This is a genomic window from Paraniabella ginsengisoli (assembly GCF_022513635.1).
In the GTDB taxonomy this organism is placed as follows: domain Bacteria; phylum Bacteroidota; class Bacteroidia; order Chitinophagales; family Chitinophagaceae; genus Niabella; species Niabella ginsengisoli.
Genome location: NZ_JAKWBL010000004.1, coordinates 1,184,721 through 1,210,263, shown reverse-complemented (window position 1 = coordinate 1,210,263; position 25,543 = coordinate 1,184,721). Strand labels below are relative to the sequence as shown.

General features: G+C 38.9%; 27 protein-coding genes and 1 pseudogene. 10 read left to right on the top strand and 18 right to left on the bottom strand.

Annotated elements, in window-relative coordinates; genetic code table 11:
• Window positions 1-59 precede the first annotated feature (59 nt).
• The 3 genes from dacB to MKP09_RS23920 form a co-directional block, all read right to left on the bottom strand.
• On the bottom strand, window positions 60-1,352 hold the full coding sequence (gene dacB, locus MKP09_RS23930) for a D-alanyl-D-alanine carboxypeptidase/D-alanyl-D-alanine endopeptidase (RefSeq protein ID WP_240833137.1): 1,293 nt from the start codon (window positions 1,350-1,352) through the stop codon (window positions 60-62).
• Between the two features lie 103 nt (window positions 1,353-1,455).
• Window positions 1,456-1,764 carry a hypothetical protein gene (locus tag MKP09_RS23925; protein ID WP_240833135.1) on the bottom strand — a complete coding sequence of 103 codons (309 nt, stop codon included), beginning with the start codon at window positions 1,762-1,764 and terminating at the stop codon, window positions 1,456-1,458.
• Window positions 1,765-1,968: 204 nt separating this feature from the next.
• A complete protein-coding gene (locus MKP09_RS23920) occupies window positions 1,969-2,337 on the bottom strand; it encodes a hypothetical protein (RefSeq protein ID WP_240833133.1) in 369 nt (122 codons plus the stop codon).
• Between the two features lie 79 nt (window positions 2,338-2,416).
• Here MKP09_RS23920 and MKP09_RS23915 point away from each other — a divergent pair, with 79 nt between their 5' ends.
• From MKP09_RS23915 to MKP09_RS23900, 4 genes are all read left to right on the top strand, one after another.
• Complete coding sequence (locus MKP09_RS23915) at window positions 2,417-3,415, top strand: competence/damage-inducible protein A (protein WP_240833131.1); 999 nt, start codon at window positions 2,417-2,419, stop codon at window positions 3,413-3,415.
• On the top strand, window positions 3,301-3,699 hold the full coding sequence (locus MKP09_RS23910; RefSeq protein WP_317235485.1) for a CinA family protein: 399 nt from the start codon (window positions 3,301-3,303) through the stop codon (window positions 3,697-3,699). The genes MKP09_RS23915 and MKP09_RS23910 overlap by 115 nt, the downstream gene beginning before the upstream one ends.
• Before the next feature lie 333 nt (window positions 3,700-4,032).
• Window positions 4,033-5,352 carry a dihydrolipoamide acetyltransferase family protein gene (locus MKP09_RS23905; RefSeq protein WP_240833129.1) on the top strand — a complete coding sequence of 440 codons (1,320 nt, stop codon included), beginning with the start codon at window positions 4,033-4,035 and terminating at the stop codon, window positions 5,350-5,352.
• Window positions 5,353-5,465: 113 nt separating this feature from the next.
• The gene (locus MKP09_RS23900; protein ID WP_240833127.1) at window positions 5,466-5,855 is read left to right on the top strand and encodes a DUF2628 domain-containing protein; all 390 of its coding nucleotides are present in this window, start codon (window positions 5,466-5,468) and stop codon (window positions 5,853-5,855) included.
• A gap of 134 nt (window positions 5,856-5,989) precedes the next feature.
• On the opposite strand, the gene MKP09_RS23895 is transcribed toward MKP09_RS23900, so the two are convergent.
• Entirely contained in the window at window positions 5,990-6,880 is an 891-nt protein-coding gene (locus MKP09_RS23895; protein ID WP_240833125.1) for a DMT family transporter, read from the bottom strand.
• A gap of 123 nt (window positions 6,881-7,003) precedes the next feature.
• Between MKP09_RS23895 and MKP09_RS27045 the strand changes: the two genes are divergently transcribed.
• From MKP09_RS27045 to ctlX, 3 genes are all read left to right on the top strand, one after another.
• The gene (locus tag MKP09_RS27045; protein ID WP_262915602.1) at window positions 7,004-8,023 is read left to right on the top strand and encodes an arginine deiminase family protein; all 1,020 of its coding nucleotides are present in this window, start codon (window positions 7,004-7,006) and stop codon (window positions 8,021-8,023) included.
• Window positions 7,993-8,448, top strand: a complete 456-nt coding sequence (locus MKP09_RS27040) for an arginine deiminase family protein (RefSeq protein ID WP_262915601.1) — start codon at window positions 7,993-7,995, stop codon at window positions 8,446-8,448. Before MKP09_RS27045 ends, MKP09_RS27040 begins: the two co-directional genes overlap by 31 nt.
• Before the next feature lie 76 nt (window positions 8,449-8,524).
• Entirely contained in the window at window positions 8,525-9,421 is an 897-nt protein-coding gene (ctlX, locus tag MKP09_RS23885; protein ID WP_240833123.1) for a citrulline utilization hydrolase CtlX, read from the top strand.
• Between the two features lie 95 nt (window positions 9,422-9,516).
• On the opposite strand, the gene MKP09_RS23880 is transcribed toward ctlX, so the two are convergent.
• The 6 genes from MKP09_RS23880 to MKP09_RS23855 all read right to left on the bottom strand — a co-directional run bounded on the left by MKP09_RS23880 (window position 9,517) and on the right by MKP09_RS23855 (window position 13,492).
• Window positions 9,517-9,750: a Rossmann-fold NAD(P)-binding domain-containing protein gene (locus tag MKP09_RS23880; RefSeq protein ID WP_240833121.1), complete on the bottom strand. Its 234-nt coding sequence runs from the start codon at window positions 9,748-9,750 to the stop codon at window positions 9,517-9,519.
• The gene (locus tag MKP09_RS23875; RefSeq protein WP_240833119.1) at window positions 9,707-10,408 is read right to left on the bottom strand and encodes an SDR family oxidoreductase; all 702 of its coding nucleotides are present in this window, start codon (window positions 10,406-10,408) and stop codon (window positions 9,707-9,709) included. Before MKP09_RS23875 ends, MKP09_RS23880 begins: the two co-directional genes overlap by 44 nt.
• A gap of 172 nt (window positions 10,409-10,580) precedes the next feature.
• Window positions 10,581-11,306, bottom strand: a complete 726-nt coding sequence (locus MKP09_RS23870) for a sigma-70 family RNA polymerase sigma factor (protein WP_240833117.1) — start codon at window positions 11,304-11,306, stop codon at window positions 10,581-10,583.
• Window positions 11,299-11,436, bottom strand: coding sequence for a sigma-70 factor domain-containing protein (locus MKP09_RS28490; protein WP_240833115.1), 138 nt, complete (start codon window positions 11,434-11,436; stop codon window positions 11,299-11,301). Before MKP09_RS28490 ends, MKP09_RS23870 begins: the two co-directional genes overlap by 8 nt.
• A 171-nt stretch (window positions 11,437-11,607) precedes the next feature.
• A complete protein-coding gene (locus MKP09_RS23860; RefSeq protein ID WP_240833114.1) occupies window positions 11,608-12,777 on the bottom strand; it encodes a prolipoprotein diacylglyceryl transferase in 1,170 nt (389 codons plus the stop codon).
• A 298-nt stretch (window positions 12,778-13,075) separates the two neighbouring features.
• Window positions 13,076-13,492, bottom strand: a complete 417-nt coding sequence (locus MKP09_RS23855; RefSeq protein WP_240833113.1) for a BrxA/BrxB family bacilliredoxin — start codon at window positions 13,490-13,492, stop codon at window positions 13,076-13,078.
• A 256-nt stretch (window positions 13,493-13,748) separates the two neighbouring features.
• Here MKP09_RS23855 and MKP09_RS23850 point away from each other — a divergent pair, with 256 nt between their 5' ends.
• The 3 genes from MKP09_RS23850 to MKP09_RS23840 all read left to right on the top strand — a co-directional run bounded on the left by MKP09_RS23850 (window position 13,749) and on the right by MKP09_RS23840 (window position 16,291).
• Entirely contained in the window at window positions 13,749-14,195 is a 447-nt protein-coding gene (locus MKP09_RS23850) for an Hsp20/alpha crystallin family protein (RefSeq protein ID WP_240833112.1), read from the top strand.
• A gap of 494 nt (window positions 14,196-14,689) precedes the next feature.
• Complete coding sequence (locus tag MKP09_RS23845) at window positions 14,690-15,682, top strand: hypothetical protein (RefSeq protein ID WP_240833111.1); 993 nt, start codon at window positions 14,690-14,692, stop codon at window positions 15,680-15,682.
• Window positions 15,683-15,817: 135 nt separating this feature from the next.
• Window positions 15,818-16,291 carry a GNAT family N-acetyltransferase gene (locus tag MKP09_RS23840; protein WP_240833110.1) on the top strand — a complete coding sequence of 158 codons (474 nt, stop codon included), beginning with the start codon at window positions 15,818-15,820 and terminating at the stop codon, window positions 16,289-16,291.
• 96 nt (window positions 16,292-16,387) lie between these two features.
• Here MKP09_RS23840 and MKP09_RS23835 read toward each other — a convergent pair whose 3' ends face one another.
• The 8 genes and pseudogenes from MKP09_RS23835 to MKP09_RS23800 all read right to left on the bottom strand — a co-directional run bounded on the left by MKP09_RS23835 (window position 16,388) and on the right by MKP09_RS23800 (window position 25,503).
• On the bottom strand, window positions 16,388-17,833 hold the full coding sequence (locus tag MKP09_RS23835) for an MFS transporter (RefSeq protein WP_240833108.1): 1,446 nt from the start codon (window positions 17,831-17,833) through the stop codon (window positions 16,388-16,390).
• Window positions 17,834-17,842: 9 nt separating this feature from the next.
• Entirely contained in the window at window positions 17,843-18,505 is a 663-nt protein-coding gene (locus tag MKP09_RS23830; RefSeq protein WP_240833106.1) for a bifunctional 4-hydroxy-2-oxoglutarate aldolase/2-dehydro-3-deoxy-phosphogluconate aldolase, read from the bottom strand.
• A gap of 231 nt (window positions 18,506-18,736) precedes the next feature.
• Window positions 18,737-19,186, bottom strand: coding sequence for a NanQ anomerase/TabA/YiaL family protein (locus tag MKP09_RS23825; RefSeq protein ID WP_240833104.1), 450 nt, complete (start codon window positions 19,184-19,186; stop codon window positions 18,737-18,739).
• A 95-nt stretch (window positions 19,187-19,281) separates the two neighbouring features.
• A complete protein-coding gene (locus MKP09_RS23820; protein ID WP_240833102.1) occupies window positions 19,282-20,307 on the bottom strand; it encodes a sugar kinase in 1,026 nt (341 codons plus the stop codon).
• Window positions 20,308-20,443: 136 nt separating this feature from the next.
• Window positions 20,444-21,274: a 5-dehydro-4-deoxy-D-glucuronate isomerase gene (kduI, locus tag MKP09_RS23815; protein WP_262915600.1), complete on the bottom strand. Its 831-nt coding sequence runs from the start codon at window positions 21,272-21,274 to the stop codon at window positions 20,444-20,446.
• Window positions 21,275-21,446: 172 nt separating this feature from the next.
• On the bottom strand, window positions 21,447-22,211 hold the full coding sequence (locus MKP09_RS23810) for an SDR family oxidoreductase (protein ID WP_240833100.1): 765 nt from the start codon (window positions 22,209-22,211) through the stop codon (window positions 21,447-21,449).
• 81 nt (window positions 22,212-22,292) lie between these two features.
• Window positions 22,293-23,704 (bottom strand): annotated as a pseudogene (gene uxaC / locus MKP09_RS23805) (glucuronate isomerase).
• 155 nt (window positions 23,705-23,859) lie between these two features.
• Complete coding sequence (locus MKP09_RS23800) at window positions 23,860-25,503, bottom strand: UxaA family hydrolase (protein ID WP_240833099.1); 1,644 nt, start codon at window positions 25,501-25,503, stop codon at window positions 23,860-23,862.
• Window positions 25,504-25,543 lie beyond the last annotated feature (40 nt).

The window sequence follows — 25,543 nt, the reverse complement described above, 5'->3', positions numbered from 1 at the left end:
TGAGCTTGTCGAAGCCCGACCCTTCTTCGACAAGCTCAGGGTGACAATGAGCGTGAAAATTATTTCAAAATATCTAACACTTTGTACATTTTCCTGATCAGGGAATACTGGCTTCCATTATAATTATTAATCAGCATTGAAAAAATATATTCTTTGCCACTTTTTGATTTTTGATATCCTGTAAAACCCTTTACACGATTAATAGTGCCGCTTTTCATTTTCATATCGTTATACAAAGGCAACGCTTCGTAGAAATCGGGGAACCAGGTTTGCGACTTGGCATAATTTAATACGCTGACTTCTGCATGAGGCGTAATGCGGTTTTGCGGCGAAAGACCTGAGCCGTCGTATAAGTGCAATTCTTCAGGATCCACACCTTTTTCTTTCCAGAATTCCTGCAAAGCTTCCACTCCTTTTTCCGTTGTAGCTTCTCCTTTCAATTTAAAAGCAACCGTTCTAAGAAACGCTTCTCCATACAAGTTCACACTTTTTCTCAAGAACCAATATACAATTTTTGAAAGTGTGGGCGATGTATGCGTGTATAGCCATTCTGCATTATTGTATGTGGTTCCTGTAATTACGATATCTTCTTTTATTGCGGCAACGCCTTTCAACTCGTTGATAATAGTTTTGGCGAACTGACGTGCCGGATCATAAATTGATCCCGATATAACAAACTCGCTTTTACCAGCCGGAATCGTGCCTTTTAATACACTATAATTATTTCCTTTTGAAGGATAATACAAGGCCGATTCATCTCCTGTTTCTTTGCCGGCAGCTTTGGCTTCTGATATAATTTTATAATCATACAAATAAGGTTTTGTTCTTAAAATTGTAACTTCACTTCCAATACTTGAACCTGACTTTACAATCAAATCAAATTGATTTTCTCTCCAATTCAACCCTTGCGAGCCAGCTCCATAATATTGCCCGATGTCCTCCCAAGTCCATCTTGCAGGAAGCCCGTCATCTTTGATCCAATCTTTGGTGTTAATAATAATAGATTCCAGCTTCGTAATTCCTTTAGCTTTTATCGCGCTTTTTATAGCCTGCAGTATAACTTCTTCTTTTGTTTCATCCCAACGCCAACTTCCTAAAGTTGGATCGCCGGAAGCCTGTATGTAAAGGCTCTTGCCGTTTCCGGTATTTACAATTCCGAATTTTGTTTCGTAAGTAAAATCTTTTCCTAAAACATCTAATGCAGTAGCAGCTGTTACAACTTTTTCGGTAGAAGCAGGAGCCAGTCCGGTAAATGCGTTTTGCTCGAAAACAGTTTTTCCCGTTGCTGCATCTATCACATAAAAGCCAGCGCTCGCAAACTTGAGTTGTTCATCATTATTAAAAGATTTCATTGTCGCCGCCAATGCATCATTGGACTGAGCACGAGAAATGATAGAACAGAAAAAAAGAATATCAATAGTAGTTTGACTTTAATCATCATTCAACTTTACATTTTTATTTAGATAGAACTCGAACCTTATACAATTTAACATCAGGAATTTCAATTGTCTTATCAGGATTTTTCTGATAGATATGATGAGTCCACCAACTTTCTTCTGCCTGTGTGTAAACCAGTGTTTTTGTCTTTTTGTTATAATTCGCAGATTTGATATTTTCTTTATCAGCCAACATATCAAATACACGAAAAACTCCTGTCTTAATATTAAAAACAAATACATTGTGATGCGTGCTTACCAGCATTTCGTTTTCGGCAATTGATGACAAATCATGACCACCTTCGTTGGGAAGTTTCCAGGATTTCACAAGATGGAGTTTTGGAGATACCGTATTCCAATCTTTCAATTCGTAAGCTTAATTCATCAAAACCCAGCGCAAACAATCGCTGCTGTTTTTTATTCCATACTACACCATGCCCGGAATATAAAGAATCTTTGAATAATAGCTTTTCCGGCGATGCCACATCATACAACTCAATACTATTACCAGCCTTATGTGTTGATAGCGCAACTACGACACGATGATTAGGCAACATATCTGCTGAATGCGCCATGGGTACCTTTGCATAAAATAATACTTTTTTGTGGCTTTGTCAAGCAATAGTGCACCACCTCCGGATGAAGTTATTAAAAGTTGTTTACCACCTTCAACCGGCTTACATTCATCAAGCGGAATCATCAGTTTTTGATAACCTGCCGGAATTTCCGTTGCTTCTGAAACTTTCCAGGTCCAGACTACTTTTGCTTTGCCATTTATAGCAGTTTTGCTGTCAATGATCATTACTTTATCATCGCCGCAGGCAATCCAATCTCCCTGAGCAAAAGAACATTGTATTAAAAGGAAATAGAAAATAAACGTGGCAAAGAGTTTTAAATTCATCTGTATGATTTATCTCCGCAATTTACTTTTTCTTTAAGCTTATTTAAAAGATATTTGCTGCATAAAATATTTGTTATAAATGCAAGAAATAAATGCCTCTATTATAACTATTGGAGATGAACTATTGATTGGACAAACGATCGACACCAACAGCGCTTTTATCGGACAGGAATTGAATAAAGCGGGTATATGGGTGAAACGCCGCGTAGCCGTTGGCGATGTGTATGACGATATCTGGAAAGCGCTTGACGAAGAACGAAAGTATTCGCGCCTGATTATTATTACAGGCGGTTTGGGACCTACAGCAGATGATATTACTAAGCCGCTGCTTTGTGATTATTTCAATACAAAGCTTGTAAGAAATGAATCTGTATTGGCGCACATACATGACCTGTTCGTAAATGTTTATAAACGTAAAGTGGCGCTTTCGGAACAAAACATAAAACAAGCAGATCTTCCTGAAAACTGCACGGTACTTCATAATGCGCATGGCTCTGCATCAGGCATGTGGTTTGAAAAAGAGAACGAAGCAGGAGCTAAAACAGTATTTATATCGCTGCCGGGTGTGCCTTACGAAATGAAAAAGATTTTGATGGAAGAAGCGTTGCCAAAAATAGTGAAACATTTCGGAGGTGAGGCTGTAGTGCATAAAGTGCTTTCTACTTTTGGTATGGGCGAATCGATGGTAGCAGAAAAATTAGCAGCGATTGAAAGCCGCTTACCTGCGCATATTAAACTGGCTTATTTACCCGGCTACGGAATGGTAAAACTTCGACTGACGGGCCGGGGAGCAGACAAAGCAATTCTGGAAGACGAACTCAATTCGTTTTACAATGAAATGCGCATATTGCTGAAGCAGATTACCATTGCTGAAAACGATGACAGTTTAGAAATGATCATTGGTCAGTTGCTTCAAAAGCAACAAAAAAAAATGGCTACGGGCCGAAAGTTGCACCGGCGGTTATATCGCGCACAATTACCAGCCTACCCAAATCTTCTTCACATTTTAACGGCGGCGCGGTTACTTATAATCACGAAGCAAAGGAAAATCTGCTTGATGTGCAGCATGAAACACTAGAAACGGAGGGTGCTGTTTGCGAATCGACTGCCAAACAAATGGTTGCAGGCGCACTTAAACGATTTGATGCAGATTATGCAGTGGCGACGACCGGTATTATGGGGCCACCGTCAGATAATGATGAAAAACCTGTTGGAACGGTGTGGATTGCGGCGGGAAATAGTGAAATGATCGTCACCAAGCAGCTAAATCTTGGCTACGACAGACAACGCAATATCCAAAGCACCGCATTGCAGGCTTTAAACTTATTGAGACAATTTATTATCGAAAATGACGTTGAGTAAGTTCTCACAGATAGCACAGAATGACACAAAAATGATTTTATGAAATAATCTGTGATGATCTGTGTTTTCTGTGAGAAATATCCTTGTGTTATTATCGCAAATGACGTTAAGCAATCGCGCACAAAGGTTAGCATCCAATTCCCTACTTTTGTGGCATACCTGGTCTGACCGTCCCGGTCTGACCATTGCTGGTATAGAGTTGATAGCGTCGTTTATCAGCCTGCGGCGGACACGTGTAGGATGAGTTATAATCGGGACGATAAAACGAGCGTGGCAATTTCGATGAGTTGTATTCCACAGCTGGTTCAATAAATTTTAAAAAGAATTATCATTATGGCAATTGTTGATCTGGTAATGCCTAAACTGGGCGAAAGCATCATGGAAGCTACCATTTTGAAGTGGTTGAAAAATGTGGGCGATGCCGTAAAAATGGATGAAACAGTTTTGGAAATTGCTACTGATAAAGTAGACAGTGAAGTGCCGAGTACTGCCGAGGGAGTGATTACTGAAATTTTATATCAGGAGAACGACGTTGTGCCGATTGATGCTGTGATTGCCAGGATTGAAATACAGGGCGATGGACCGGCGCCAACAATACCAAATGTTGAAAAAGCGCAATCCAGTGAAAAGCATGCAACAGCACAAGAAGATATTAAAGAAACAACTGCCGAAGTGATTTCGAGCAAAATAAAACATGAAGCGGCTATTAAGAGCCATACCAGATTTTATTCACCATTGGTTTTGAATATAGCCGCCAGAGAAGGTATTCCGTTGAGCGAGCTGGAACAATTGGAAGGAAGCGGCAATGAAGGCCGTGTAACAAAAAACGACCTGCTGAGTTATATTGCTAAAAGGAAACGAGGCGACGGTGAAACAACTTCAAGAGAAGTGAGTACACAATCGGCCGTGCCTGCTGCATCGCAGGGCACAAGCACTTATACGGGAGGTAATGTTGAGATTATAGAAATGGACCGGATGCGCAAACTTATTGCCGAACACATGGTTCGTAGTGTGCATACCAGTCCGCATGTGACCAGCTTTAGCGAAGCTGATGTAACGAATATTGTGCAGTGGCGCGATGCGGTAAAAAATGATTTTGAAAAACGGGAAGGAACGAAGATCACTTTTATGCCTTTGTTTATAGAGGCGATTGTAAAGTGCATCAAGAGATTCCCAATGATCAATAGCTCGGTTGACGGCGACAGAATTATTATAAAGAAAGACATTAATATTGGCATGGCTGCGGCTTTGCCTAATGGGAACCTTATTGTTCCGGTTATTAAAAATGCGGATCAGCTAAACCTTGTTGGCCTGGCTAAACAAGTGAACCACCTGGCCAATGCTGCCCGCAACGGTAAACTCAAAGCCGACGATACACAAGGTGGCACTTTTACACTTACCAATGTTGGCACATTCGGCAGCCTTATGGGTACACCAATCATCAACCAACCGCAAGCGGCAATTATGGCTGTGGGTGCTATTAAAAAACGCCCGATGGTAATTGAAACGCCACATGGCGACAGCATTGCGATTCGACACATGATGTACATCAGTATGAGCTACGATCATCGTATTATCGACGGAAGCCTGGGCGCTACATTTGTAACGGCGGTTGCAAAGGAGCTGGAGCATTTTGAAGGGAGGGAGTTTTAGTGGGTAACTTTTAATAATTTATAGAGTTGCGCCAGTGGCGCAACTTTTTTTAGGATGTGGTGTATATTTGAGAATAGGTTAGCATATCACAAACTTCAACCAAATTATAACTTATGCAACAGGATATTGAACTTTACGAAACTTATTTTCAAAATAACAAATCCTATTATATTGACAAATGGGCAAAATTTCATGCGGGACAAAAAATCTCTTTCAATTTTTTTGCATTTCTTCTCGGCTTATTTTGGTTTATGTACAGAAAAATGTATATCGAAACGGCAGTATTAATTATTGCCATAATTATTGAGAGTGGTTTAGAAACAATAATATTACCGAATGACATTGAGGAAGGGAGCGCAAGTTTAATCAATCTTGTTGCAACTATTGCAATTGCAACTGCTGTTGGGTTTTTAGGAAACTTACTTTATATCCGCAAAGCTGACAAAATTGTTCAGGAAGCAAAAACGAAGTTTTCTGATAGTGAACAACAAAAAAATATTTAAGCAAGAAAGGAGGTGTTAGTTATTTATTTTCAATAATTCTTCTTCTCCTTGTAATTTTAGTTTTTATTTACAACAACCACATTAGCAAATAATAACTAATGTTTCATTTTGTGCAATGGAAAGAAAATGAATACTCAAACAGAAACCTCCACCTCCTTCCTATTATCCCTCCTCAGCACCAACATGTGTAACACCAGCGTAGACATAATAACTGCTGTACCCAGATAGAACCCTTTATTCAACACCTGATTTTCCTGAAATAAAATAAATGCCATTAATATTCCGTACACCGGCTCTACGCTGTAAGACAGGTTTACCGTGAATGCTGATAATTTTTTAAGCGCATTCATAGCAAACTGAAAAGCGATTACTGAACAAACCCAGGCCAATACCAGCAACCATAAAAAATCAGCTAATGAAGGCGCCAAAGTGGCCACAGGAAAGACTTTCAGGTAAAATGGCATTACCAACGAAAGGGTAATAAAACCGCCGGTCATTTGCCAGGTAAGCACAGTTTGCATATTAATGCGTGTCATCTTCATTTTCAAAAGAATGGGAAACAAAGCGCCAAAGAAGGCTGCCACCAGCCCAAGGCCAATACCCAATTTGTAAGTGGTATCAAAATGAAAGATCAGCCAAATGCCAAATACATTCATCAGCCCAAATAATAGCTCCAATTTATTGATACGAACCCGATTGATAATCGGTTCTAAAAAAGAAGAAAAAAAGCTGATAACGGAAAAACAAACAAGGGCAATAGATACATTAGCATACTTGATCGAAGCGTAAAAAAATACCCAATGCAAAGCACTTATAAAACCAACACCGGTCAGTTGCAACATATCTTTCATGGATATTTTTTGCAGGCGCTTTGTAGCATAAAATAATATCCACAACGTTATGGCCGTGATTAATAAGCGATACCATACGATAAGCCCTTCATTCATGGTAATTAGCTTACCTAAAACGCCGGTAAAACCCGCCAGTAATACCGCAATATGTAATTGTAAAAACGATTTCCGCATTAGGTCGCAAGCTAAGGAAAATAGTCAATGGTTAATTGTCAATAGTCAATGCACTATTCCTAAATCTGCACGGCTTTGCTTAATTTTGGTTTATAGGAAGCCGCTTTAGTGCCGTACACATTTATGCAAACAAAAGATATAAACGTTAGTTCAGAAATCGGAACACTGAAAAGATTGCTAGTACACAGTCCGGACAGCGGTTTGGGCAAGGTGGTTCCGTCAAAGGCCCAGGACTGGCTTTTTGAAGACATTGTGCATTTAGAAACCATTCGCCGAAAGGAGTATGATTATTATATAAAGCTGTTGCTTTATTTCTTAGATCCTGAAAAAATAAAAGGCCGACTTTCGGACATAGATGACCCAAAAAACAATTTTGATTTTTATAAACCGGGAAACAAACACTTTTATAAATCAACCGATGTTATTGAGATAGAATGGTTATTGGCAGAAGTTCTAAAGGAAAAAGATATTCGGTTAAAACTAGTGGCTTCTGTTTGTGCCATTGAGAACTGCTCTTATGAATTGCAGAATGAACTAATGGAAACTGACCCGAAAGAGCTTGCACATGTTTTCATTACCGGTACTTATTACAAAGAAAGTAACATGCTGTTTCCGCCGGTGCCTAATTTTATTTTTACAAGAGATATCGGCATTGTTATTAATGATTATATTTTGCTTAATAAACCTGCAAAGCAGGCTCGTACAAGAGAAGCTTTGCTGATGAAATATATTTTCTTCAATCATCCCTTGTTTGAAAATTATCGAAATAAAATCATCGAGCTTCCTGAAAGAAATCTACAATTTCTACTTCCTGCTGATTCGGAAGAAAAGCCGGTTACGCTTGAAGGCGGAGACGTGATGGTGGTAAGTCCCGATCATGTATTAATTGGCGTAAGCGAGCGCACTTCGCTTGAAGCGGCGCATATTGCGGTTAAAACACTTTTTGAAAAAAATGTAGTAAAAAAAGTTACGGTAATAAAAATTCCCAAAAAGCGGGATTACATGCACATTGACACCATCTTTACACAGGTTAAAAGAAATATGTGGGTAATGCTGGGGAAGTTTTCTCGCAAGCATGTAAAAAAGAAGATGCAGACGATATACAAAAAGCATTGGACACAAGAAAGAAAGAAGAAGGGATAAGCGCCATACAATTTAAAAAGAAAGACATTACCAATCCGGTTCACTTCGATAATCTGGAAGATCTTTTAATTGACGTTAGTAAGAATGATTTAAAAAGTACGGACAAAGTAAAATTCATTTATTCCGGCAATAGTGAATTTCCATTTGATGTGCGCGAACAATGGACGGATAGTTGTAATCTTTTGGCACTAAAGGAAGGTGTTGTTGTTGGTTACGACCGCAACGACAAAACCTTGCAGGCTTTTATTAAAGCAGGGTTTACATCCATTCATGTAAAAGATCTTTTGCAGCAACTGGAAGATGAAACCATCAACATTCAGGACATTCAAAACACATTTATTGTAATGCCTTCGGCCGAGCTTTCGCGCGCCCGTGGCGGGTTTCATTGTATGAGTATGCCGTTGCTTCGCAATCCAGCTAGTTGATTAGTTAACAAGTTAATAAGGGGAATTCCTTTTCAACTTTTCAATTTCACACCAAATGACCACCTCCACCCTACTAATGATACGTCCCGCTGCGTTTGCCTTTAATCCAGAAACGGCAGTAAATAATAGTTTTCAAAAAGTATCTGATCAATTGAATGTACATCAAATGGCCTTGCAGGAGTTTGATGATTTTGTAGATATGCTACGGCTTAACGGCATTCATGTCACGGTGATCCAGGATACTTTAGAACCGCATACGCCCGACTCTATATTTCCTAACAACTGGGTCTCGTTTCATGAAGACGGGACAATAGTTGTTTACCCCATGTTCGCTGAAAACAGGCAACTGGAACGCAGTAAAAATGTGATAGAAAAAGTTAATGAAACCTTCTACATCCGCACCAGCATTGACCTGACAGAATATGAAAACAAGAAGATTTATTTGGAAGGAACGGGAAGTATGGTTTTAGACAGAGACAACGAATTTGCCTATGCATGTATTTCTCCCAGAACTTCACCCTCTGTATTATACGACTTTTGCGATGCTATGGGTTATAGGCCAGTTCTCTTTAATGCTGTTGATCAAAACGGAAATGAAATATATCATACTAACGTGATGATGTGCCTTGCAGACGAATACGTTGTTATTTGCATGGACGCCATAACAGAAGATGTTCAAAAGGAGATGCTTAGGCACAAGTTTGAAGAAACAGATAAAGAGATCATCTATATAAGTCTTGAACAAATGAACCAATTTGCAGGAAACATGCTTCAGGTGCAAAATATAGCAGGAGCTCAATTTCTGGTGATGTCAACACAGGCTTTCAACTCCTTAACCGAAGATCAAATACGGCAACTTCAATCTTTCAATCCTATTATTCATTCATCATTAAATACGATTGAAAAAAATGGTGGAGGTAGCGCAAGATGTATGATGGCTGAAATATTTTTGCCATTAAAGCCGAAAGAGTAAAGATTTTTTCTCACGGAATACACGGCGCTACGCAGAATTTTTTCTTAAAAATATTTTTCCGGCATGCTGTGTTCATCTGAGTTTTCTGTGAGCCATTACAACTCCAACGTCTTCTTCAACCCTTCTTCAAAACTCATTGGTTTATATTCCAGTTCGCCAATTGCTTTACTGATATTTAAGCCTCCTTTTAAAGGGCGCTGCGCCACTTCTTCAAAAGTGTCTCGTGTTACAGCGAAAAGTTGATGATCTGATACATCAAGATATTTAGCGGTTGCTAATGCCATTTCATAAGGCGTTAATACATCTTTTTCCAGCCAAATTGTAAACACCTGTTGCGCGCTTGTTTACTATCGCCACAATTCCTTTTGCCAAATCTTCGGCATGCGTTGGTGTGCGAATTTGATCGTTTACTACTTTGAATGGCTCATTATTTTTCAACTTTTTTGCGATCATTGTTATAAAGCTGTCTCGTCCATAAAAAGGTTTACCATATACAAACACAGTGCGAACAATGGCCCAATCGTGCTGATACTCCATCACCGCTTCTTCAGCCTGTAATTTGGTTTTCCCGTAATAGCTTATAGGGTCAGGCTTGTCTTCTTCCAAATGCATTCCTTTCTCACCATTAAAAATAAAATCACTGGAAAGGTGCACAAAGAACGATTTATATGTTTCGGCATTCAACAACAACTGCACGGTACCAAAAACATTTGCATCAAAAGCGTCAGACTGATTCAACTCACACTCGTCCGGCTTGCTCATCGCGCCGCAATGCACAACTACATCGGGTTGTACAAATTCAAAAGCATCGTGTAGAGAAAATGGATCGGAAAAATCTACCTGAATAAAACGGTAATTCTTATTGCTGTTAAAAGAAGATGAATCACCAGTTCGTGATGAAGCGAACACTTCATGTCCGTCCTGTAATAATTGATTGACGATATAACTTCCTACAAATCCGTTGGAGCCGGTTACAAAAACTTTCATCTGTTTATTTTTTATTGAATTTTATTTGCCAGATGGAATTCGCTGAAAAATTATCATCGCTTTGGGTACAATTTGGCTCGCTAATTTTTATGCTCATTTCATATCAAACAAAAATAGCCTGTAGTTAAACTACAAGCTATTTTATTTTTATTTTTATTTTTTTAGAAGACTGTTACCCCAAATAAGATTTCAATGCACCGCTGTATCTTGCTTTTTGCAAACGCTTAATAGCGCGTTCTTTTATTTGGCGGATACGCTCTTTGGTTAAATCATATTTTTGTCCGATTTGCTCGATCGTAACGCCATTTTCTCCGTCGAGGCCAAAATACGCATTTACAATTTCTGCTTCACGCGGAGAAAGAGATTTTAATACACGACGAATTTCGTTACGCAAAGAATCTTTCATCACATCATCATCGGTATCAGAACCGCCTTCCAATAAATCGCCCATTGCCACGTCTTCTGCTTCGTGAACTGGTGCATCTAAAGAAGTATGGCGGGTATTGCTTTGGAAAATATTATTGATCTCTGTTTCGCTCATTTCCAGCAATTCAGAAAGCTCTTCGGTAGAAGGTTCCCTTTCATGCTCTTGCTCAAAAGCCATATACGCTTTGTTGGCTTTATTGTAAGTACCAATTTTATTTTGAGGTAAACGCACCAAACGGCCTTGTTCTGCCAAAGCTTGTAAAATGCTCTGACGAATCCACCATACGGCGTAAGAAATAAACTTAAACCCTTTGGTTTCATCGAAACGTTGTGCAGCTTTGATCAAACCAAGGTTTCCTTCATTGATCAAATCACTGAGTGATAAACCCTGATGCTGATATTGTTTAGCAACAGAAACCACAAAACGCAGGTTGGCCTGAACGAGCTTGTCTAAAGCACGCTGGTCACCCATTTTTTTTTTGAGCAAGAGTTGTCTCTTCCTCTGGTGTAATCATTGAAATTTTAGAAATCTCCTGAAGGTATTTTTCAACCGCCTGAGAATCTCTGTTTGTAATTTGAGTAGCAATTTTGAGCTGACGCATATTCTATTTGTATATAACCTTTTGGTAAGTGTAGGATTGTTCCTAAATATAAATAATAACTTGCAAAAGTACGCAGAAATTAGAATAAAATCAACAGTTAATAGCTAAACATAGTCTAAAAAAACCGCGATTCCTTTCTGCATGTTCGAAAGTATCAAACTAATAACGTATTTACCTGCTAGTTGGTTGTATGTTCTTATGATTTGTTTTGGCAAATATAATCATTGCTATTCCGGCAAATATGATCCCGAATGATATAAGCTGAGCCTGTGTCATCTCAATTCCCAGGAAATGCATTTTTACATTTACCCTGATGCGTTCGATCATGAAGCGCTCAATACCGTTAAGAACCAGATAAATGCCAAATAGAAGCCCAGGAATTTTAATACGCTTACGAATCATCCATAAAATACCAAATAGTATCAAGCACATGATGATTTCGTACAAGGAAGTTGGAAATACCGGAACTGGTAAATGATTGCAGTATTGAAGATCTGAGCAGTTAGCCAATTTAACGCCGGTTTCATTTACGTTATGAGGAAAGTCGTAAGCAAAAAACCAATAAGGAAGAAAACTAAGAAAGCCGGGCTTAGGAACAAAAGCATGATGTAGTTCATGCCTTGAGAAAAAATCAGCATTTGCAGTTACGGCTGCCTGAAAATCGGCCTGCGTTGCCGGGAAAACGCCGCCATTTGAAGTTGTTTTAAACGCAGCATTATAAATGCCCCAATCTCCATCACCCGATACCTGACAACCTATCCGGCCCAACGCGTATGCCAGCATCATAATTACGCCTAAAACATCTACAAAATGAAAAAAGTTGATCTTGTGTTTTCTGGCAAACCACCAAAGGGCGATACCAGCGCATATTAGGCCTCCGTAAAAGGTTAAGCCTGATGCTGAAAATATGGAAGACGGATCTTTTAAAAAAGAATCCCAGTTTTCAAAAGTGTCAAAGATTTTAGCGCCAACAAGGCCAAAGATCAGGGCGATCATTGTAATTTCTCCCACTCTGTCGTGTGGCCAAACCCGTATAACTCTTGTTTCGGGCTTTGCAAGTTTTTGTTTGTCTTTCTCCTTCCATTTCAGCGCGGCAAAAAATATTCCTAAAACAATTCCAGCAACCCAGTTCCCTTGTGAAGAAAAAATGTACTCCTGAGGATTTACACTTAAAGAATTCTTCATAAAAAAAAGCCCTAAAATCTTATATCCCAGCACAAAGCCCAGTATAAAATTGGTAATCAATTCCCCAATAGAGGCAGGCTTTCCAACTGTAATGGTTTCGTCAGTTGGTTGAAAAACACCTTCTTTGCTTTTGCGCCTGAGCTCTTTTGCAAGCACAATCGAACATATGATGAAAGCAATAGCAACAAAAAACCAAATGAGTTTACAAAATGTAAAAACTTCCACTCCACCCCAAACCAATCTCTAAAAACATAATACAAATTAGGATACATGCAGTAAAGCGATTTATAATTAGTGGCAATATTACGACAAAGTAGGTTGAAAAGTTGATATGTTGATACGTTGACAAGGTAGATTGTTGAAAATTAACACCTAAATATAAAAAAAGGATGCACTTCTTAATGCATCCCTTATCCACTTTCAACCTGTAAACTTTTCAACCTCTAAACCTCACCTATGCGCAGTATTCGTCAAATGCTGCTAAAAGATTTTGAGCGATCATTTGAGCCGAGCGACCCTCAATCATATGTCTTTCAATAAAATGCACCAACTTGCCATCTTTAAATAATGCAATAGCAGGTGACGATGGAGGATAAGGAAGTAAATGCTCACGCACTTGCTTAACTGCATCAATATCGAAACCGGCAAAGCTGGTTGTCAGAAGATCTGGCTTTTTCTCAGCATTTGCAACAGCCATTAAAACGCCTGGTCTGGCAGTTCCTGCCGAACAGCCGCAAACAGAATTAATTACCAAAAGATTGGTGCCACTTTTAGCGAGGCTTGCGTTTACCTCATCTGGAGTTTGCAATTCTACAAAACCATTATCCGTCAATTCCTCTTTCATAGGAACTACTATTTCTGCTGGATACATACAATTATTTTAGATTGTTAATTTGATATTTTAAATCAAACACAAAATTAGCTAAAAAGTTGGTTTGAAATTTTAATCCTTATTTCTATATGATCTTTTAATTAAAGTCATATTTACAATAAGGCTGAATGAAATAAGACATTATGTCACTAATAAATTGAAAACATGCAATAATGTCTTGTTTTATTGCAATGGCTTATCGTTTGTAATTTGGTAAATACATTTCAAAACAATTAAAAATTTAAACTGAATAAAAATGACGAACGTAAAATTTAATGGTGTTCCTTTTGAGAGAACCTTTACAAGCCTGGTAGACGATTTCTTTACTGAAATTCCTACTATCCTAAAGACTGAAGTTAATAAGCCCAATATTAAAGGCCATGCCCCGGTAAATATTACAGAGAACGAAAACGACTATCAAATTGAAGTAATTGCGCCGGGTTATGATAAAAACGACTTTAAAATTAATGTTGAAAACAACCTGTTGACAATTTCGGCAGAAAAGAAGGAAGCCGAAAAAGTGAATGCTGGAAAAAGCATAAGAAAAGAGTTTCACTTACACTCTTTCAAAAGAACTTTTACTATCGATAACAAAATAGATACAGAAAAAATCGCTGCCCGTTTTGTTAACGGAATCCTAATAGTAACCTTGCAACGCAAGGAGGAAGCAAAAGCAGCGTCAAAAGATATAGAAGTACAATAACAAGTTTTTTCTCATAAGCAGTTAGTTTTGGTTTAAACCCTTCGTTTCCACGAAGGGTTTTTCTTTTCATGATGTTTAATTCCATTTTTATTGACCTGAATCATCAAATCATTTAAAACCTATAAAATTTTTTTGCCCGGCGCAATTCCAGATAAAATATGCCGTCATATGTAGCAAGAAAGTATAAATTATTAAGTTTTTCTCATAAGCAGTTAGTTTTGGTTTAAAACCCTTCGTTTCCACGAGGGGTTTTTTATTTTCCAAACTACCTGCTACCAATTGAGGCATTTAGCCGTCTTATGCATAAATTTGCTGATATTGAAAAATCTTCTAAGCTTAAAGATGCGTTATCCAATCCTAATTTTACTTATAGTATTTGTTTCGTCTGCCAATGCTCAAATAAGGCCTGATAGCATTGTTATTCAGCCGATTCAGCAAATTCCCCATCTGGATGATAACTCTCTGCGAATTGTTAACTTTAGTCCGTTTTTTCTTTGCATGTAGACTCAAGCCTTAACTACCGCTTTATTCTTAACAAAGATGCGAAGCAATATTACTGGTATTTGAAGAGCGCACCCGTTGGATTTAAAATAGACAAAGACAATGGAACATTAAGTTTTCGGAGTAATAAATCGCTTTTCTTAACCGGACGTTTAAAATATGATCAGGAATATCCAGTAAGCTTTGGTGTTCAAAACCTTTCTAACCCGTTGGATAAATTGGATACTACTTTAAATGTGATTTTCTATAGTACCGATGTTGTGTATCCACGCATTAAACCTTCCGTGGTAAGTCCTGTAACCATCACCGAAGGAGACAGATTAAGCTTTAACGTACTTTGCGAGAACGGTAATTTCCCTATTGATAAGATATTGATGTCAAGCGACATTTCTATTGGCAACTTTAAGCTGCCTAAAAGTTGTGACGATAATTTTGAGTGGACTCCTACTTACGATTTTGTTAGTGAAAAAGATGCTAAAGGCGAAAGAATTGTAAATCTCGAATTTGTAGGTACAACCAATTTTAATTTTGCTGACACCGCAAGAGTGAAAGTAGTGGTGAAAGACGGCCTCAATTATGATATAGCCACCCAAGAGTATAACGATGCCTTAACAAATATTAATACATGGGTTCTAAGATATAAGTACACTTTCCTGCAACTTGATAAAAAAATAAAAAATACGAAAGGATGGCGTTCAGGCTTTGATATAACAACTGCTTCTACAACTTTATCGGGAACTGTATTAGCAACTACTGCGGGCGAAAATAAAGGAAAACAAAATACCGGTAAAATTTTACCAAGCATTGGTGTAGTGGCCATGCCTGTTAAGGAGGCCGCAGCACCTGCAAAGAATGTAGAACAGAATCAAGCCACCTTACTAAGGTCAAATATTAAGCGTCTGGAATACGTTGTTTTCGAAAATAAATTGTCTGGAGACAGGGATCCACTGATCAATGTCAAAACTGAAAATTTAAAAAAGAGCTGAGGCAAAGCCAAACACAACTTTCTGAAGTACCTACAGATATGTCCATGAACATGAGCGAAAAACAATTGAACGATTATTTTAATAGTCCGCGGGTTCAGAAAAAATATCGATTAAGATAAATTACATGCTTTAGAAATGGAAAGCATTGAAATCAGAAAAGTTACCATTGTCGAGCTAGAGGAATTGCAGAAAATCAGTAAACTAACATTTACTGAAACTTTTTCTTCGGATAATACCGAGGAAAATATGAATCTATACCTGGACAAAACTTTTTCAATAGAAAAATTGAAAACTGAACTAGCTGACAAAAACGCTGCATTTTATTTTGCATTACTTGACAACAAAGTCATCGGATATTTAAAAGTCAATTTCGAATCCTCTCAAACAGAAATAAAAGATGAGAACTCTATTGAGATAGAGCGGATCTATGTTTTAAAAGAATTTCACGGAAAGAAAGTGGGACAACTACTTTACAATAAAGCCATCGAAATAGCAAAGCAGAAAATGGCGAATTATGTATGGCTGGGGGTGTGGGAAATGAATTATAAAGCTATTCGGTTCTACCAAAAAATGGATTTATGGCGTTTGATAAACATATTTTCCAGCTAGGTGATGACGAACAAACAGACATCATGATGAAACTTGACGTAAAATAAAAAACTGCGAATTTTAGATTCGCAGTTTTTTATTCAGATAACTTTTAGATTACAGATCAGTAATCGGTTTATATTTCGGAACCAACGATTTCATAACAACCCAACCTATCAGGTAAGCAACTGCGCAAAAACAAAATATGATAAAGTACCCCGCTGGCTTACCTTCAAATCCCAAAAACGTTAAATTAGTTTCTCCCGAATAAACAAATAATTCCCCGGCTACTTTTTGAAGGATCATTGATCCAACTCCTCCTGCCATACCGCCAATACCGGTAATGGTTGCAATAGCCGCTTTAGGAAACATATCACCAACTGTAGAAAAAATATTTGCGGACCAGGATTGATGTGCTGCACCTCCTAAACCGATCAGAATAACAGGAAACCACGGAGAAATAGTTCCCAACGGTTGCGCCAACAGAACTAATAAAGGAACAAATGCAAAAATAAGCATGGCCTTCATACGCGCCATATATGGATGTTGTCCAGTCTTTCTAACAATGATCGAAGGCAACTTACCTCCATAAATAGAAAGCATCGTTATGGCGTAAAGCGTAAATATCAGCGCAACACCTAAGCCATCAGATGTCTTAATACCAAACTGTGTGTTCAAATAGGATGGTGCCCAAAATAAAAAGAACCACCATACACCGTCTGTCATAAACTTGCCGAACGCAAATGACCAGGTTTGTTTGTATTTAAAGCATTGAACAAACGATATTTTTCTGTCTTTATCTGCCGCCTCATCAGCCTCCGTTCTATTTTCTGCTTCCCTATCAGACAGTATATAAGCCAACTCTTCTTTACTCACACGTGGATGCTCTTCAGGCTTTTTATACATAAACACCCAAAAGCCCATCCATATAAAACCAAGCACACCAATTATGATAAATGACATTTCCCAACCCATATATTTGGCCAGGATCGGAATGGATAATGGCGCTAATAAGGCACCCACAGAAGCTCCTGCGTTAAAAATACTTGTAGCGTATGCCCTATCTTTTTTAGGAAAATATTCTGCAGTTACTTTAATCGCAGCCGGAAAGTTTCCCGACTCTCCAACAGCAAGTACAATACGCGCTACAATAAAACAATACATACTAATGGTAGAAATGATCACAGCAGTGTCACCTGTTGCCTGCATTAACTCTGCCGCTGTATTCAACCCTACATACCTTTCGGTAATAACCCCGCAAAGTGCATGAAGGCACGCGCCAACAGACCAGACTGCAATAGCCCATAAAAACCCCCTTTTCGTGCCCAGCCAGTCTACAAAACGACCGGCAAAAAGCATAGAGCCTGCATAAACGATGGAAAAAATAGCGGTAATTGTTCCATAATGATTTTCATCCCAATGAAACTCGGGCTTTATAAACTCATCCCAGGTAAGTGACAAAACCTGTCTGTCAAGATAATTGATCGTGGTTGCGGCGAATAATAAAATCACCATTGTCCACCTGTAGTTGGTCATTTTCCTTTGTTCATTGGCTTGCTGCATGTCGTTTTTTTATTTTTTTATTGATTGAATAGTGGCCAGTACTTCTTTGGTGGCATTTTCTATTGTAGCGTAATCTTTTTCCGCCATTAACGGTTTGCTGATAAGCTTGCTTCCCATACCCACTGCGCAAACACCAGCTTTAAACCATCCTTCAATATTTTCCTTCGTGGTATCTACGCCGCCTGTTGGCATAAACAATAATTTAGGAAAGATATCTTTAATTGTTGAAAGGTACTTTGGCCCCAGCATATCACCCGGAAAAAGCTTGATAAACTTCACTCCGGCATTTTCGGCAGCGATAATTTCGGTAGGTGTCATACAACCGGGTGCATACAAAATGTTATTAGCAACCGCATGTTCAGCAATCTCTGCTACAAAGCCCGGACTTACCAAAAAGTCGGCGCCAGCAGATAAATAATCTTTCACCTGCGCTAAATTTTTAACTGTTCCTATTCCAAGCAACAAGCCCGGCATTTCAGCATTGCGCACTTCCACCAGTTTCTTAAAATTAGCAAGCGCTGTCTCTCCGCGGCTGGTGTATTCAATTGCTTTCACACCGGCTTTATAAACCGCGCGAAGTACGTCCACGCTTATTGTTTCGTCAGCGTTAAAATATAAAGGCAACATGCCTTGTTCCACAATTGCATCAATAGATTGTTGTACCGTAGCCATTTTTATTTCTAATTTTTTATAGTTTTTATTTTGTTACCAGCTTATGAATATATGGCATCTTCCTTGCGTCGCACTCTTCAACTTTTGAATATAACTCAACCTACATATTCTTCGCAATTTGTCTGAACCATGATTTATTCGATTATTAAGATTAACAGGATGTGCGATAAACCTGAACTCGAAACCATTATCACATTAGCTAATTATCACATTGGCTAATTGGCTAATTAACTAAACCCTCACCTTAATCACCATCTTCTTAATACTTCCTTCGCCAATCATCGGAGCATGTACATCTTCAGGAAAAAGAATTACAAACTGATCCTGAGTTAATGTGAAATAAGTATCTGGATGGTCTCCAAAAAATTGAACATCTTTGGCTTCGTCGTACCCGCCTTTGTCTGCAACGCAGCGCTCAAGCGGCTTCCAGCCAATCTCTTCGTTCCCGTTAATGCAAACCTGTATATCAATATTTTGACGATGGCATTCAAATTTTTGTAACGATTCTTCTCTTGCCCTGCCGGGCTTGTCAGAAACAATTGCTTTTAATCCGTCCTGAATTTCGTAAGTGCCGGGTTCAATAGCAGCTAAATCAATCCCAGCAATATATTCAAATGCCTTAGCAAACAACGGATGAACACTGTAATATTTAGCAGCGTTTTGTAAAGTATCGATGATCATGGAAAATATTAAATAATAAATATTGAATGTAGAATATTAAACTATAAATGACCTTTTATTTATCATTCATCATTTAATATTTTACATTGGTCATTTTACCGTTGTACCCTTCCGCTTGCGTCGCCTTTCATTAAGCCTTTTACATCGCTTAATGTTGCATGGTTCAAATCGCCCGGAATTGTATGTTTCAAAGCAGATGCCGCAACACCAAACTCAGCTGCATCAGGCATGCTCATGCCGGTAACCAATCCGTAAATTAAGCCACTTGCAAAACTATCGCCGCTACCTACACGGTCAACAATGCGAACATTATATTTTTTAGTATGATAAAATTCATTGCCATCGCTTACTAAAGCGCTCCAGCCATTATCGCTAGCACTATAGCTTTCGCGTAAAGATGAAGCAATATATTTAAACCCAAATTTTTCTTTCATCTGGCGAATCACATCTTTATATCCGTCAAGATTTAATTCACCTTTTGTTATATCGCTGTGTGCTGCTTTAAAGCCTAAAGTAGTTTCAGCATCTTCTTCGTTACCGATACATACATCCACATATTTGCACAACTCTGTCATTACCGATTGTGCTTTTTCCTTGCTCCACAATTTCTTGCGGTAGTTCAAATCAATACTTGTTGTAACGCCTTTAGCTTTAGCCGCTTTCAAGGCTGCTTCAGTAAGTGCTGCTGCTTTGTCGCTTAATGCAGGCGTAATACCGGTTGTATGAAACCAGTCTGCTCCGTCAAAAATTTTATCCCAATCAAATTCGCTGGCATCCACTTCTGCGATAGATGCGCCCGCACGATCGTAAATAACCTGCGATGCACGCATTGATGCGCCAGTCTCTAAGAAATAGATACCCAACCTGTCGCCACCACGCGCTACAAACTGTGTATCCACACCGTAACGGCGTATATGATTAATGGCAGATTGGCCAATGGCATTGTCTGGCACTTTAGAAACAAAAACGCCGTTTAATCCATAATTACTTAAAGCCACAGCTACATTGGCTTCGCCGCCGCCATAAGTAACATCTAACGATTCGGATTGTACAAAACGTTGAAAGCCGGGTGTTGACAAGCGCAACATTATTTCTCCAAGAGTAACTACTTTTTTAGACATATAATCGATTTGAAATTTTTAACTTCTAATTCGTACATCGTAATGCTTACGTTGTACATTAAATGATGATATATATTCTACTGCTGAAGAGTGCGACGCAAGACTGATGCCATGTATTCTTCAGCTGGGTTCATAATTATTTTAACGTATTAACCGGTGCCGGATCCATATCTGAATACACTAAATTTTCGCCAGCCATTCCCCAGATAAACCCGTAATTGGCCGTGCCGCAACCAAAATGCGTGCTCCATGGTGCAGAGATAACGGCTTCATTATTTTCCATTACTAAATGGCGCGACTCGGCAGGATTGCCCATAAAATGGAACAAACGCTGATCCTGCGGCAAATCAAAATAAAAATAAGCTTCCATGCGGCGTGTGTGCGTATGCGGCGGAACAGAATTCCACACGCTGCCCTGCGCTAAAATGGTAAGTCCCATTACCAGCTGGCAACTTTTAATACCATCTAAGTGAATATATTTATAAACCGTTCTTTTGTTGGAAGTTTCCGCCGCACCTAAATCTACCGGTGACGCCTGCTCTTTTGTGAAAACAGTGTTGGGATGTATAGCATGCGCCGGAGCTGATAAAATATAAAATATGGCAGGCGCTTTTTTTGAAGCAGAAGCAAAACTTACTTTCTTAGTTCCTTTGCCTAAATAAAGGCAAGACAATTTTTCCAGATCAAACTTTTTACCATCAGCTGTAACGGTGCCTTTGCCGCCAACATTGATGATACCCATTTCTCTTCTTTCCAAAAAATAGTCTGCACGCAACTCAGGATGATTGCCCAATGTAAGTGCTTTTGAAGCCGGAACCGCACCCCCAATAATAACCCGATCGTAATGGCTGTACACCAGTTTCAGCTGGTCTGGTACCATTAAATCTTTTATTAAAAAATTGTCGATCAGCTTTTGCGTGTCCATCTGTTTGGTTTCTTCTGGTCCTACTGCAAAACGTATTTCCATATCACCATCAACAAAGGTATTGGTGTTATAATCTTTTAAAGCTGGTGCTGTATTTGTTTTTTAGCCATATCTTTTTTGAGGCCACCATTGGATTGGCGGTTATTTTGTTGAAGCCCTTCGGGCTTCGTTGATTTTAATTCGTAATTTAAAATTCGTTATTCTACATTCCTCTTTATCTGCCCATCCATCCGCCGTCTACCACTAATATTTCTCCATTTACATAATTCGATGCATCGGAAGCAAGGAAGATCGCAGGCCCTGCAAAATCTTCAGGCGTTCCCCAGCGCCCGGCAGGAATGCGACTTAAGATAGATGCGCTACGATCCGCATCTTCGCGCAAAGCCTGCGTATTATCGGTTGCAATATATCCCGGAGCAATGCCATTTACATTTACACCCCTAGAAGCCCATTCATTACTCATGGCTTTTATTACGCTTGATAAAGCGCCTTTGCTTGCTGCGTAACCGGGAACTGTAATGCCACCCTGGAAAGTAAGTAGCGAGCAAGTGAAAATAATTTTTCCTTTCCCATGTTCCAGCATGTGCTTGCCAAACTCGCGCGCTAAAATAAAAGGTGTGTCCAAATTTATAGACAACACATTATCCCACCATTCATCAGGATGTTCGGCTATCGGTTTGCGCATGATCGTTCCTGCATTATTCACCAAAATATCAATGCGCGGATTTTCACTCAAAACTGTTTTTACAAAGTCGTACACACTATTTCTATCAGCCGCATCCATTTTATACGATTTGAAATTGCGGCCCAACTTTGTTACCTGTTGCTCAATTTCAGAACCAGCTTCAACGCTACGTGATGCAACAATAATATCAGCTCCGGCCTGCGCCAAACCTAAAGCCATTCCGGCACCAATACCTTTATTACCGCCAGTTATTAATGCTGTTTTACCTGATAGATCAAAAAAATTTAAACTCATGATTTGTGCGAATTAAAACGAATTTGTGCAAATGAAACGAATTATCACATCATCACATTGGCTAATTAGCTAATTGTCTCTCTACTTTATTCCAAACCCAAAATATTTATTAGCATTGTTGAAACAAATATCCTGCACTACCTGGCCTATCCATTCGATATCTTCGGGAAGTTCTCCATTTTCTACATCGTTGCCAAAAAGATTGCATAAAATTCTTCTGAAATACTCATGTCTCGGGAAAGATAAAAAACTTCTGGAATCGGTAAGCATGCCAACAAACTTACTTAATAACCCCATGTTGGAAAGTGCATTCATTTGCTTGATCATTCCATCTTTTTGATCTAAAAACCACCAACCAGAACCCCATTGAATTTTTCCGGCAACAGAGCCGTCATTAAAATTGCCAATCATAGTAGCCATCAATTCATTATCTGCCGGATTGAGATTATAAAGAATCGTCTTTGTCAATTTATCTCTTTCAATGAGGCCACCGAAAAATTTTGATATAGCGCGTGCCTGGGGGAAATCGCCTATTGAATCCCAGCCCGTATCAGGGCCTAATTCCCGTAGCGCTTTAAGGTTGTTATTTCTTATAGCGCCTAAATGATATTGTTGTACCCATCCTTTTTCGTGATCCCACTCAGCAAAATACACCAACATTGCAGAACGAAACTTATTTTGTTCTTCAAGTGTCAAGTCATGTCCGCCATATACTTTATCGAAGATTTCATGAATTTCAGTTTCTGTATAATCTTCGGCATAAATCTGCTCCAATCCATGATCAGAAACCGTGCAACCCATTGTTGCAAAAAAATCATGTCTTTTTTCAATGCGTCCAAAAAATCTTTAAAGAATACGATCGACACATTTGATGCCGCTTCTACTTTCTTTACATAAGATACAAAGTTTTGTGCATTGGCTACATTCATTGCGTTGTCTGGCCTCCAGGCAGGAACAACAGGAATCTCAAAACCATCATCTTTTATTTTTTGATGATGTTCCAAAGTATCTATCGGATCGTCAGTAGTACAAACAGTTTTTACATTCATCATGCGTAAAATATTTCTTACGCTGTATTCCTTAGTTTGAAGTTTTGCAGTGCATTCATCATAGATCTTTTTTGCTGAACTTGCATCCAATATGTCATGCACATCAAAATACCTTTGCAATTCCATGTGCGTCCAATGATATAGCGGATTGCGCATGGTGTAAGGAACGGTTTCGGCCCATTTTTCAAACTTTTCGTAGTCGCTTCTATTTCCGGTGCAATAACTTTCGTCAACCCCGTTAGTTCTCATGGCGCGCCATTTGTAATGATCGCCATACAACCATATTTGTGTAAGATTTTCAAATTGCTTGTCAGCGGCTATCTGGTCCGGAGGCAAATGGCAATGGTAATCAATAATAGGCATTTGCTTTGCATACTCATGGTAAAGCCTTTGTGCCGTGTCTGTCTCTAATAAGAAATTTTCGTCTAAAAATTTTTTTGCCATCGCCTGTGTCAGAATTTTGATTTTATGAATACGCGGAAATATTTTTAATTGATTGCATCGTTTGAATATATCGCGGAACATGAAAAGTAACTAGAAAATCTTGATTACTTTTAAACGATTTCACATTATCAGTATTCAAACGTTTGAATTAAAAACTATAAACTCACACCACGCTTCCATGGAATAAAATCATCCTGGTTTAAGAGAACTGCTTTTGGTATTACTTCCCCGCTGGCAGCCTTAATGCAGTATTCCAAAATATCTTCGCCCATTTCTTCGATTGTTTTTTCACCTTCTACTACCGGGCCGCAATTGATATCAATAATATCACTCATTCTTTTAGTCAATACATTGTTAGTAGAAACTTTGATTGTAGGACAAACAGGGTTTCCCGTAGGTGTTCCCAATCCTGTTGTAAACAGTATCAAAGTAGCGCCCGATGCGGCTTTACCTGTTGTTGCCTCTACATCATTACCTGGTGTACAAACCAAGCTCAGACCTGGCTTTACAACTGGTTCGGTATAATCTAACACATCAACCACAGGCGACGTACCGCCTTTTTTAGCAGCGCCTGTGCTTTTTATCGCATCTGTAATCAACCCGTCTTTAATATTACCAGGCGAAGGGTTCATGTAAAAACCAGAACCTACGGCTTCTGCCTGGCTATTATAAGTGGTCATTAAATGTATAAACTTCTTTGCTTTATCTTCATCAATGGTGCGATCAATCAGGTTTTGTTCTGCACCGCAAAGTTCAGGAAACTCTGCTAATAACACCTTTCCACCCAAGGCAGCTAACAAATCGCTTGTATAACCTACTGCAGGATTAGCACTGATGCCGCTGAAACCATCGCTACCGCCACATTTTACACCCAATACTAATTCTGACAATGGGGCTGGTTGACGTTCTATATTATTAGCTTCTACAAGTCCTTCAAAAGTTTGTTTGATTGAGTCACTAATCAATTGTTCTTCACTTTGAGATTGCTGTTGTTCAAATACCAATAAAGGCTTATCGAAGTTTGGATTACGTAGTTTGATTTCTTCCAACAATTGTTTTGTCTGCAAATTCTGACAACCTAAACTTAAAATAGTAACACCAGCAACATTGGGGTGATCAGCATAAGCGGCCAACAGTTTACCCAAAACACCAGCATCCTGGCGCGTACCACCACAACCACCCTGATGGTTCAAAAACTTAATGCCATCAATATTTTTGAAGAGCCTGTCACCGGTAATGCTTTGCGCAGCAGGTGCTAAATTGATGTTATCAATATCTTCTCCCTTTTTGTATGCTTCCACCAAATGATGCGCATACTTTTTATATTTATCGGTTACCGCGTATCCCAACTCGTTATGCAAGGCTTCACGAATTACATCAAGATTCCTGTTTTCACAAAAAACAGTTGGCATAAAAAGCCAATAATTAGCCGTTCCTACGCGGCCATCTTTGCGATGATACCCATTAAATGTCCGGCCTTCAAACTTTGAAACATTCGGAGGTGTCCATTGATAATTGTAAGGACGATATTCAAACGGATCGGCAGCATGTTTTGTATTTTCTGTATTCATCACACCACCTTTGGGAATGAAATGTTGCGCCTTTCCTACCAACACGCCATACATCGTGATTTCATCACCTGTTTGCATGTCATTAGTAAAGAACTTATGTTTTGCATTTACATCATCCTGCAATACAAATTCTTCATCTTTATAGTTTATAGTCTGTCCTTTTTTAAGGTCTTTAAGTGCGACGATCACATTATCGTCGGGATGCACTTTTAATACTAACTCAGCCATAGTTGCAGATTTGAAGCCCCCATCTTTTAAAATATTTCAC

What these genes read in the sequence shown, in the direction of transcription:
- dacB (WP_240833137.1), bottom strand. Translation starts at nt 1,352, where the DNA reads ATGAAATCTTTTAATAATGATGAACAACTCAAGTTTGCGAGCGCTGGC.
- MKP09_RS23920 (WP_240833133.1), bottom strand. Translation starts at nt 2,337, where the DNA reads ATGAATTTAAAACTCTTTGCCACGTTTATTTTCTATTTCCTTTTAATA.
- MKP09_RS23915 (WP_240833131.1), top strand. Translation starts at nt 2,417, where the DNA reads ATGCAAGAAATAAATGCCTCTATTATAACTATTGGAGATGAACTATTG.
- MKP09_RS23905 (WP_240833129.1), top strand. Translation starts at nt 4,033, where the DNA reads ATGGCAATTGTTGATCTGGTAATGCCTAAACTGGGCGAAAGCATCATG.
- MKP09_RS23900 (WP_240833127.1), top strand. Translation starts at nt 5,466, where the DNA reads ATGCAACAGGATATTGAACTTTACGAAACTTATTTTCAAAATAACAAA.
- MKP09_RS23895 (WP_240833125.1), bottom strand. Translation starts at nt 6,880, where the DNA reads ATGCGGAAATCGTTTTTACAATTACATATTGCGGTATTACTGGCGGGT.
- MKP09_RS27045 (WP_262915602.1), top strand. Translation starts at nt 7,004, where the DNA reads ATGCAAACAAAAGATATAAACGTTAGTTCAGAAATCGGAACACTGAAA.
- ctlX (WP_240833123.1), top strand. Translation starts at nt 8,525, where the DNA reads ATGATACGTCCCGCTGCGTTTGCCTTTAATCCAGAAACGGCAGTAAAT.
- MKP09_RS23875 (WP_240833119.1), bottom strand. Translation starts at nt 10,408, where the DNA reads ATGAAAGTTTTTGTAACCGGCTCCAACGGATTTGTAGGAAGTTATATC.
- MKP09_RS23870 (WP_240833117.1), bottom strand. Translation starts at nt 11,306, where the DNA reads ATGGGTGACCAGCGTGCTTTAGACAAGCTCGTTCAGGCCAACCTGCGT.
- MKP09_RS28490 (WP_240833115.1), bottom strand. Translation starts at nt 11,436, where the DNA reads ATGCGTCAGCTCAAAATTGCTACTCAAATTACAAACAGAGATTCTCAG.
- MKP09_RS23855 (WP_240833113.1), bottom strand. Translation starts at nt 13,492, where the DNA reads ATGTATCCAGCAGAAATAGTAGTTCCTATGAAAGAGGAATTGACGGAT.
- MKP09_RS23850 (WP_240833112.1), top strand. Translation starts at nt 13,749, where the DNA reads ATGACGAACGTAAAATTTAATGGTGTTCCTTTTGAGAGAACCTTTACA.
- MKP09_RS23840 (WP_240833110.1), top strand. Translation starts at nt 15,818, where the DNA reads ATGGAAAGCATTGAAATCAGAAAAGTTACCATTGTCGAGCTAGAGGAA.
- MKP09_RS23835 (WP_240833108.1), bottom strand. Translation starts at nt 17,833, where the DNA reads ATGCAGCAAGCCAATGAACAAAGGAAAATGACCAACTACAGGTGGACA.
- MKP09_RS23830 (WP_240833106.1), bottom strand. Translation starts at nt 18,505, where the DNA reads ATGGCTACGGTACAACAATCTATTGATGCAATTGTGGAACAAGGCATG.
- MKP09_RS23825 (WP_240833104.1), bottom strand. Translation starts at nt 19,186, where the DNA reads ATGATCATCGATACTTTACAAAACGCTGCTAAATATTACAGTGTTCAT.
- MKP09_RS23820 (WP_240833102.1), bottom strand. Translation starts at nt 20,307, where the DNA reads ATGTCTAAAAAAGTAGTTACTCTTGGAGAAATAATGTTGCGCTTGTCA.
- kduI (WP_262915600.1), bottom strand. Translation starts at nt 21,274, where the DNA reads ATGGAAATACGTTTTGCAGTAGGACCAGAAGAAACCAAACAGATGGAC.
- MKP09_RS23810 (WP_240833100.1), bottom strand. Translation starts at nt 22,211, where the DNA reads ATGAGTTTAAATTTTTTTGATCTATCAGGTAAAACAGCATTAATAACT.
- MKP09_RS23800 (WP_240833099.1), bottom strand. Translation starts at nt 25,503, where the DNA reads ATGGCTGAGTTAGTATTAAAAGTGCATCCCGACGATAATGTGATCGTC.